The sequence below is a fragment of the Cytophagia bacterium CHB2 genome, from assembly GCA_030263535.1.
Taxonomy (GTDB): Bacteria; Zhuqueibacterota; Zhuqueibacteria; order Zhuqueibacterales; family Zhuqueibacteraceae; genus Coneutiohabitans.
In genome coordinates this window covers 1-8535 of sequence record SZPB01000285.1, presented here as the reverse complement: position 1 = coordinate 8535, position 8535 = coordinate 1, and the positions used below count along the sequence as shown (strand labels likewise).

Genomic DNA, 8535 nt, shown 5'->3' with positions numbered 1-8535 from the left:
GCCTTTCGTGTCGCCGAAGAAAATGGTTTGTTCGAATAAAGCCGGCGAGCTGCGCACGAGGCTTTGCGTGTCGAACTTCCATTTGAGTTGATTGCGGCGCAGATCGAGCGCATAGAGATGGCCGTCGCCGCTGCCGAAATAGGCAATGTCGCCGACGATTAAAGGCGAGGAGAGAAAATAATCGAAGCCCCACGGATAAGCGCGCGTTGCGCCGGTTTGAAATTTTGCGAGGAGTTTGCCGTCGCGCGTATTTACGGCATAAAAGCATTCATCGCGGCTCGTAAAATAAACTGCGCCGTGCGCGAGCGCGGGCGAAGAGTGCACCGCGCCGTTGGTTTTGAAACGCCATTGCTCGTTGCCCGTGAGCGCGTCGAGGGCGTAAAGGCAGCTATCGCCGCTGCCGAAATAAACACGGCGCGCGCGCACCGCGGGCGTGGAGCGCACCGGCCCGTTCGTCTTGAAGGCCCAGCGCACGGATTCGAACTGATGCACGGCCTGGCCTTTATACACGCCGCGATGTTGCGCGTCGCCGCGAAACATGATTGCGGGCGGCGTTTCATTCGGCTCATGCTCCGCGCAGGCAATGAGCACGGCAACAATAACGAGCGACGCGTGTGCGAGTTTATTCATTCGCGGCCTCGACCGTAACTTTGCGGCACGCGCTGCGCTCCGGCTGTTTCGCAATCTCTTCCAACGCGCTCTCAGGCACCTGCTTCGTGAACGGCGAGTTTTGAAATGAGTCGAAAACCAGTTTGCGATTCGCGGCATGCGTGTAGTCGCTAAACTTTGCCGCAACCTCGCCGCCGAGGTCCGCGTTCACGTCGAGATTTTTGACGGGCGAGGCACAGTTGAAATCGAACGACCGCAAACTCACGCGGCGCAGGCGCGGCGCTTTGCTCGTGAAAAAATGCACGGCGAGATTGCGCACGTCGTAAACGATGCTCCATTGTGTGTGCGCGCCTTGCGCCACGTTGCGCAGAATGTCGAACGAATAATCAATCGCCGACTTGCCTGCGCTCGGTTTATAATTTTTCGCCATCACGCCCGCGCGCACGAAACGATCTAGCGAGCTCATCGACGTGGGCAGTGTCGCATTGCTCTCGAAACGTTTCGCATAAGCGAGCGACTCTTCATACGTGCTGTTCGCCAGCGCCTTCATCGGCATTTGCTCGCCGGAATGCGTCACGAGTTTGCCGTTGAGAAATTCCACGCTCGCGATTTCGCTCTTGCTATCCGCGATCAAAAAATGAATGCCAACGTGCGAGCGAATGCGAACTTTTTCGGCAAGCTGCATCACCTCTTGCACGGTTGCGGCATTGTCGAGTTGATATTGAATCCATTCCAAACTGCCGAGCACGGGACGCGCGTCCGCGCTCGGATAACGCGTCGCATCCAATTGCGAAAGCTCGACGATCAAGCCGGTTTCGTTCATGCCGCCCGTGGGCAAATCGCGGCCGAATTGATTGAAGGTGAGGCTGCCGTATTTCGAAGTCCACTGCGCCGCGACTTCGCCCTCGTTCGCCGTCGCGGTTCTCATCACGCCGCGCTTGTTGATGATGACGTGGCCGTAGCCGATCGGGAAATCATAATTGCGGCCAAAGATCAAATCCTTGCCGTGAAATAAACAGAACGTCGTGCAGGCCTGAGCGGTGGTTTGAACGAGCAAGACGAGCGCGAGCATGGCGGCGAAAGTGAGCGGGAGTTTTTTCATGAGATTTTCTCAAAAGGTTTTGCTAGAGGCACAACGCGACTGCGTCGCATTCCAAAAGCTGAATCAAAAGCGCACGCAAAGCTGCAAAGGCGCAAAGAACCCGCGAAGCTTTTCTTTGCGTAATCTTTGCGGCTCTGCGTCTTTGCGTGAGCTTCTTTTTTCGCGTGCGCGATGGTAGTATGGAGAGTTCATGTGCGAACGAATGCACTGCGCGGCGCTACATTTCGTTTCACCTTCAAAGCCGCGCTTGTGTCGAGTCATCTTTCTGAGCGAAGAATTTTCGCAGCAGCGCTTGCTCCTTCTCACCTTTTATCCGCGAAAAGAGTTGCGTGCCGAGTTTGCGAATCGTCTCCGGCTTGTCGAACGGAAACTGCGCGTACATTTTTCCGCCCGCAAAATGGCAAGGCTGGCACTGTGCGACGAGAGGCGCAATGTCTTTGGCGAAATCAACGCGCGTCGAATCCGGTGCGAGCGCTTTCGTTGTTGCGACGGCGCGCACGGTTTGAGCTTCGAGCGCCGAGTTCGTGCGCGGGCCGCAGAGCAGCATGAAAGAGCTTTGCGCAAGCAGAAAGACGAGCGCGGGGCGATGTTTGAGTGCGGGCATGTTGAGCATCGATTCTATTTTGAGAAGTTCGCGTGTACTGCGTCACTTTTTGCGCTGCATGTTCATCACCCACAGCGGTTGCCAGTTCGCGCCCGCGTCGGTGGAGATCGCAAGCTCCCAGCGCACGGACGACGCCGTGATTTCGGAAAACATAATGCGCGTGAGCCGCGGCTGATGTTGCGCCGTGGTTGTTGCGCGCAAAAAAGTGCCGATGCCGTTGGCAAAGCTTCCTTCAAAAACGGCAAACTGCGGATGCCGCGTATCCATCCAATGCAGCGACCACTTTTTCTTTTCGGCGTCATAAGCGCGCACGCTCATGCCGCGCAGCAACTCCGCGGTTTTCATGCCCTCCCAAAAGAATAAAACTTTTCCCTCCCATGATTCGAGCAGCGCACAGCCGTCGAGCGCGCGCGAAACTTTCGTGGCCGCGTCCAACTTGAGCCACGTGCCGTCGGCTTGCAAAATTTCCTGCACGATGTTCCATTCGCCGAGCCAGAAATCGAACTGACGCGCTTCCGCGGATTGGCACGCGGGCGGAAAGGCACTGCCGGTTTGCGCCAAAGCCGGAGCGACGGCGAACAAACTTGCAAACGCGAATAGCAAAGGGCAGTGCAATTTTGCGGTGGAATTTTGCACGTTGCGCATGCGCCTTAGAATCCTTTCAGCTCCTCCGGCAAGAGTTTCTTATCTACCACCGGCCGCTTGCCATTGCCTAACTCCTGCGCCATCGCATACACCGTGCGCGAAATTTTGAGCATGTTCTCGAAATCGATCTTCTCCACGTGATCCGTGACTTTGTGATAATCCTCGTGCTCGCCATCGGTGTAAAAGATGATGGGGATGCCCTTCAGTGCATAGTTGAAATGATCGCTGCGAAAGAAAATCTTTTCGGGATCTTTCGGATCGTCGTACTTGTAGTTGAACGCGAGATTGTAATACGCTTTATTCACCGCCTCGCTCAACGCGCCCAGTTCGGTGCTCATCTTTTTCGAACCCACCACGAAGACCTCGTGTTGCTTGGCCAAAGCCGTGTTCGCGTCGTTTGCTTTCTGCGCGCGGCCCACCATATCGAGATTCAATTGCGCGACGATTTTATCGAGCGGCACCGTCGGGTGCTCCGTGAAATATTTCGAGCCCCACAAGCCCTTCTCTTCGCCCGCATGCCACACAAAGAGCAGCGAGCGTTTGGGGCGTGCGCCTTTTGCAAATGCTTCGGCAATCGCAAGAATGCTCACCGTGCCGGAGCCGTCGTCATCCGCGCCGTTGTAAATCGCGTCGCCGTTGATCGGAGTCCCGACGCCGACGTGATCGTAATGCGCGCCGAGCGCGACGTATTCTTTTTTCAAACTCGCGTCGCTGCCCTCCAACACGCCGATCACGTTCTGGGTGAACACGCGCTCGCTCTTTGCCACAACGGTGAAGCTGATTTTCTTTTCCGGTTTGAATGAAAAGCTCGCCACCGGCTCGCCGCTCGCAGCGCCGTTGAAAATTTTTGTGGCGCTATATTGCTCGCCTTGAAACAACGCCTGCGCGGCGCGCGGCGCCAGCGCGAGCACGGGAATTTTGCGTAGGCCTTCAGCTTGAAATTTTTCCACGCCGAGCGTGCCGGTGATCGTCGTGCTCTTCCGTGTTTGCTCCCAAAACGTCAGCGTTTGAAAACTGCCGATGGCAATGCCGCCGACCGCGCCGCGTTGAACGCCGCAATTTGCCAATCTTCGCCCTGCTTGCCGGAGAGATCCGCGAAGCTCACGCCTTTGGGAAATTCGCTTGTCCACACCACGATCTTGCCTTTCACGTCGAGGCCGGCGAAAGCGTCGATATTCTTCGCTTTGATCATCATGCCGTGGCCGACATAAATCAGCGGCGCGCTCGCCGCGCCGGAGCCGGAAGCGGAATGCGCGAGGAAGTCCGTTCCAAACTTGAAGCGCTGCCCGTTGATTTCGAGCGCGGTTTGGGCGGAATCCACGATGCTCTTTTGCAGCGCGAAACGTTGCATGAACGTGCCGTTGTCGCCCGCGGGCTGCACGCCCCAACGCGAAAGATTGGTGGCAATAAATTTTGCGGCCACGTCAAGCCCGCGCGAAGGCGTGTCGCGGCCTTCAAGCTCATCCGAGGCAATGAACTCGAGATAATCTTTCAATTGATTCGCGGTGATCATTTCCGCGCCGCGATATTTTCCGTTCGGCGGATTCGACTTCGGAGGGGGAGAAAATCCCCAACCGAGCAGCGCGGCGAGAAGAAGTGTGACAACGGCAAAGCGAGACTGCAATTTCATCTGTGCTCCTTGTGATATTTTCGGGCTTACATTTTTCTCGCATATCTTTCCTTCACGTGCGGCATCCAGGTCTTGCCGCCGTCGCGCGATTGCTCGACAATTCTCTCCAGCGTGTTTGCAGCAATCGGCGTCCAATAGATGCGCGATAAAATCGGCTTGCCTTCGCGCAACCACTCGCGATAAAAACGCCATTGGCCATCTTCCTAGCGCCCTTCCCAAAGTTGATGATAACCGGACGACACCCAAGAATAAAACCAGCGGTGCTTGCCGTCGCGATGCCGGCCTTCATCAAGCGACTTTGTCGCAACCGCATATTCGCCATCTTTCGTCTTCCAGACTTCTTGAATCGCGCAACCGTTCAAAATTTTCCTAATTTCGTGAACTTGGTTGCCCTCGACCTGTTGCCAAACGCCGATTTGAAAATCGAAAGCATTGGCTTCCGGCGAATTGCAAACGTCTTGGCTTTGAACATGACTTGACCAACCCGAAAGAGAGCAGAAGAAGACGATTCGTGCAAGATGAGGCGCATACTTTTCATTTCAGGCTCATCTTTAATCCTTCATCAACTCCAACTTCGCCCAACTCTCGCGGATGAATTTGAGATCGGCCGGCGACGAGCCGAAAACCAATTCGCGCTAGCGGCAATCGTCGGAGAGAGTCTGCGGCCAATATTGCGGCGAGGCGGGATTGTCGGCGAACACCACGGCGAGACGAACGCTTTCGCCCTTTAAAATCGGCGCGCGATTTTAAACTCGAGCGTGCCTTTACTTCCCGTGTTCATGTTGTTCGCCAACCAGCCTTTGGCTTGCAAATAAGCCGCGCGCTCGGCTTCGGCTTTGTGGGGTGAAGCTCGTGTCGCGCAATGCCCAAACAAATTTTTGCCGCGGCTGCCACGACTCGCCGGTTTGCCAGTACGTGGTCGTTCCCAATGCCGCGGAGGCGTGATGCACGAACACAGTGTCGTTGTCGATCACTTACACATGCGCCCAACCCGGTTTGCCGCTCTCAATGCCGATATAAAGAAATTCACCGTCGTGCTGTAAGTGCAATTCGCCGCCGCCGACCAACGTTTGTTTGAGCGCGGATTTCCATTCTTCCTCGCGCAACTTGCCGTCAATGATTGCGGCGTTGGCATGAGGCACGCGCAACGCTGGTTTTTCGATTTGGGAGTTTGCAGCAGCGCTAGCTGCTAACAAAAAAAGAACCGCGAGACGCTTGCTGAAGATTGACATGCAAGTGTTCTTTAGATTTGATTAGATGATGGAATGAAGCAAGCTCGGAATAAAATTCTAAATGCTTTTCTCGGCGACACTCGGTGACTTCAGTGAAACTCGGTGGAAAGCTTTTTCGCTGAGAGCGCCGAAGTCACCGAGTCGCACTGAAAGTCTTTGAGATTGTCTCTGAATTTTGCACGTCGGCTGCCACTGGGTCAAAAGCAATGGCGCTCCGCACACAACTCCGCTAGGAGTGAAATGTTTATAGCAAGCGCGGCCCTGCGATGTCCTTGAACTCCGTAGGAGTGGAATGTTGAATTTCGCTGAATTGGCGTGGGCAATATATGATGAAATCAAACATGTCACTCCTATCGGAGTTTTGGAAATGGGTGCGAGGCTTTACTAGGAACATTTCACTCCTAGCGGCGTTGCAAAACTACCTCTCGTGCTAAATTTTTTATGCACCACCCAGTGGGCAGATTGGTTTCGCGATCGAGCCTGCGCTCTTCGCAGCTTTGGTCAGCTTCAGTGCAAAACTCAGATTGTCACTAAAATTTTTCTGCCCAATATTTTTCTGTCTTTGCTTGTAATGCGCAGAGCGCCTCACAAATTCTCCTTCACAAACTCCGTCATCGTTTGAAAGAGATGCAGATACGTGAGCGGATTGCCGGTGCCTTGCAGGCTGTGATTGCCGCCGGGATAGAGCATAAACTGAAAACGCTTTTTGTTTTTTTGCAATTCTCTGAGCAAGTGCAGCGTGTTGATGAAATGCACGTTGTCGTCTTGATCGCCGTGAACGATCAGCAACTCTTGCTCGTCGCGCAAGTTCGCGACGAAATTCAGCGGCGAGGCTTCTTTGTAGCCTTGCGGATTTTTTTGCGGGGTTGACATGTAACGCTCGGTGTAAATCGTATCGTACATGTCCCAATCACCGCCGGGCGCGATGGCGATGCCGAGTTTGAACACTTGCGGGCCGTCGTACTTCGTCATCGCCATCAACGTGTTGTAGCCGCCGTAGCTCCATCCCCAAATGCCGATGCGCTTTTCATCCACATATGGCAGCGCGCCGAAATATTTTGCCGCAGCGATTTGATCGCGCGCTTCCACGGTTCCCATGTTTTTGTGAACCGCGCTTTCGAACGCTTTGCCGTAGCCTGCTGCGCCGCGATTATCAACGCATGTAACGATGATTTGATGCTGCTGCGCCAAATACGCATGAAAGTATCCAAAGAAACCGTCCCATGAATCCGTGACGTTCTGCGCTGCCGGGCCGCCATACGTATACATGAGCAAAGGATAATTGCGCGAAGGATCGAAGTTCGTGGGTTTGATGAGATAAGCGTGCAGCGTGTTGTTGTCCGCGCCGGGCAGGGTAAGAAATTCCGCTTTGGGGAAATCGTATTCCGTGAGCGTGCGCAGCAAAGCGGCATTGTCCTCGAGAAATTTCACAAGCGCGCCGTCGGCTTTGTGCAAGCGCGTCACCGGCGGCGTGTGGCGATTGGAATAGGTGTCGATGAAGTAGCGCCAATCTTTTGACCAATTGATGCCATGCGTGCCCTTTTCTTTCGTGATCTTTACCGGCGCGGAAGGGGAGTTGGTGGATTTGTTCGGATCGAGTGCGAGGCGATAAAGATGTTGCTCCGCCGGGTTTTCGGCATTGGCGGTGAAATAAAACTGTTTGCTCTTCGCATCATAACCATGAAACGCGGTGACTTCCCACGCACCGCGTGTGATTTGTAGCGCCGGCCCGCCTTCGGTTTTGTAGAGGTACAAATGATTGTAGCCGTCGCGCTCGCTTTGATAGAGCACATGCTTGCCGTCTTCGAGATAAACGAGTTTGGGATTGCCGCCGAACGGATCGAACGGCTCGACCCACGTGCTTTCTTTGTCATCAAAAATAGTTTTGAGTTGCACGTTTGCGGGATCGCCGTGCAATAGCGCAACGTGATTCTGCTCGCGATTCATGCGCAGCATCCACACATAATGTTTGCCGTTGATCGCGGGCGTCCAACCCATGCGCGGGATGTATTCGTATGCCTCGTTGTCTTCATGCCAATTGCCGGTGGCGAAATATTGCGGCTTGCCGGTGGCGATGTCGATCACGCCGACGCGAATTTCGCTGTTCGCCTCGCCCGCGCGCGGAAAGCGAAAGCGTTTGAGTTCGGGCCGCTCGCCTTGCAAATCCGCCATCACAAAATCGCTGGTCTTTGATTCATCGAGTTGCACAAAAGCGAGATAGCGGCCATTGGGACTCCATGCCCAGCCGTCGCGCAAGCCGAACTCTTCTTCATAAACCCAATCCGTGGTGCCGTTGATGATCGTGCCCTCGGCGCCGTCGAACGTGAGTTGCGTTTCTTTCATGCTAGCCAATTCCACTGCGAATAGATTGCGATCGCGCACGAACGCCACGTGCTTGCCGTTCGCGCTGAGTTTGCCAAACATTTGATAGCTCTTCTCGCGGCTGCTGATCGGCGTGAGTTTTTGCGCGGCGAAATCATACAAATAATAAAAGCCTTTGGTCGGCAAGCGCCACACCGGCGCGGAGTCGGTGTAAATCAACAAGCGGGTGCGGTCCGCACTGAACGCATAATTCTGAATCGCGATGCGGCGATTCACGTCCTCGGCGTGCAACTTCGCGCCTTCGACTAAAACGGTTTGTTGATCGCGTTCGAGATCGAAACTGATCAAATCCGTTCCGTCTGCGCCATCGGGTTTGACAAAGGTGATCACC

8 protein-coding genes are annotated in these 8535 nt (G+C 54.6%); all 8 read right to left on the bottom strand.

The annotated features are described in order from the left end of the window. Window positions 1-768, bottom strand: a 768-nt coding sequence (locus tag FBQ85_22065; protein ID MDL1877827.1) for a PQQ-like beta-propeller repeat protein, incomplete at its 3' end; no start/stop codon positions are given. Continuing rightward, window positions 623-1711: a linear amide C-N hydrolase gene (locus FBQ85_22060; GenBank protein ID MDL1877826.1), complete on the bottom strand. Its 1089-nt coding sequence runs from the start codon at window positions 1709-1711 to the stop codon at window positions 623-625. The genes FBQ85_22065 and FBQ85_22060, both read right to left, overlap by 146 nt. A 235-nt stretch (window positions 1712-1946) precedes the next feature. Then, the gene (locus FBQ85_22055) at window positions 1947-2315 is read right to left on the bottom strand and encodes a hypothetical protein (GenBank protein MDL1877825.1); all 369 of its coding nucleotides are present in this window, start codon (window positions 2313-2315) and stop codon (window positions 1947-1949) included. A gap of 42 nt (window positions 2316-2357) precedes the next feature. Continuing rightward, window positions 2358-2960: a hypothetical protein gene (locus FBQ85_22050; protein ID MDL1877824.1), complete on the bottom strand. Its 603-nt coding sequence runs from the start codon at window positions 2958-2960 to the stop codon at window positions 2358-2360. Window positions 2961-2965: 5 nt separating this feature from the next. Continuing rightward, window positions 2966-4372: a M20/M25/M40 family metallo-hydrolase gene (locus tag FBQ85_22045; GenBank protein MDL1877823.1), complete on the bottom strand. Its 1407-nt coding sequence runs from the start codon at window positions 4370-4372 to the stop codon at window positions 2966-2968. Between the two features lie 982 nt (window positions 4373-5354). Next, window positions 5355-5564 (bottom strand): hypothetical protein, encoded by a 210-nt coding sequence (locus tag FBQ85_22040; protein MDL1877822.1) that lies wholly within the window; start codon window positions 5562-5564, stop codon window positions 5355-5357. Continuing rightward, window positions 5565-5822 carry a hypothetical protein gene (locus FBQ85_22035; protein MDL1877821.1) on the bottom strand — a complete coding sequence of 86 codons (258 nt, stop codon included), beginning with the start codon at window positions 5820-5822 and terminating at the stop codon, window positions 5565-5567. It abuts the gene before it with no gap. Between the two features lie 585 nt (window positions 5823-6407). After that, the coding region (locus FBQ85_22030; protein ID MDL1877820.1) for a S9 family peptidase at window positions 6408-8535 on the bottom strand (2128 nt) is incomplete at its 5' end.

Excerpts from the sequence above, each read along its gene's own strand:
- FBQ85_22060 (MDL1877826.1), bottom strand. The coding sequence starts at position 1,711 with ATGAAAAAACTCCCGCTCACTTTCGCCGCCATGCTCGCGCTCGTCTTG.
- FBQ85_22055 (MDL1877825.1), bottom strand. The coding sequence starts at position 2,315 with ATGCCCGCACTCAAACATCGCCCCGCGCTCGTCTTTCTGCTTGCGCAA.
- FBQ85_22050 (MDL1877824.1), bottom strand. The coding sequence starts at position 2,960 with ATGCGCAACGTGCAAAATTCCACCGCAAAATTGCACTGCCCTTTGCTA.
- FBQ85_22035 (MDL1877821.1), bottom strand. The coding sequence starts at position 5,822 with ATGTCAATCTTCAGCAAGCGTCTCGCGGTTCTTTTTTTGTTAGCAGCT.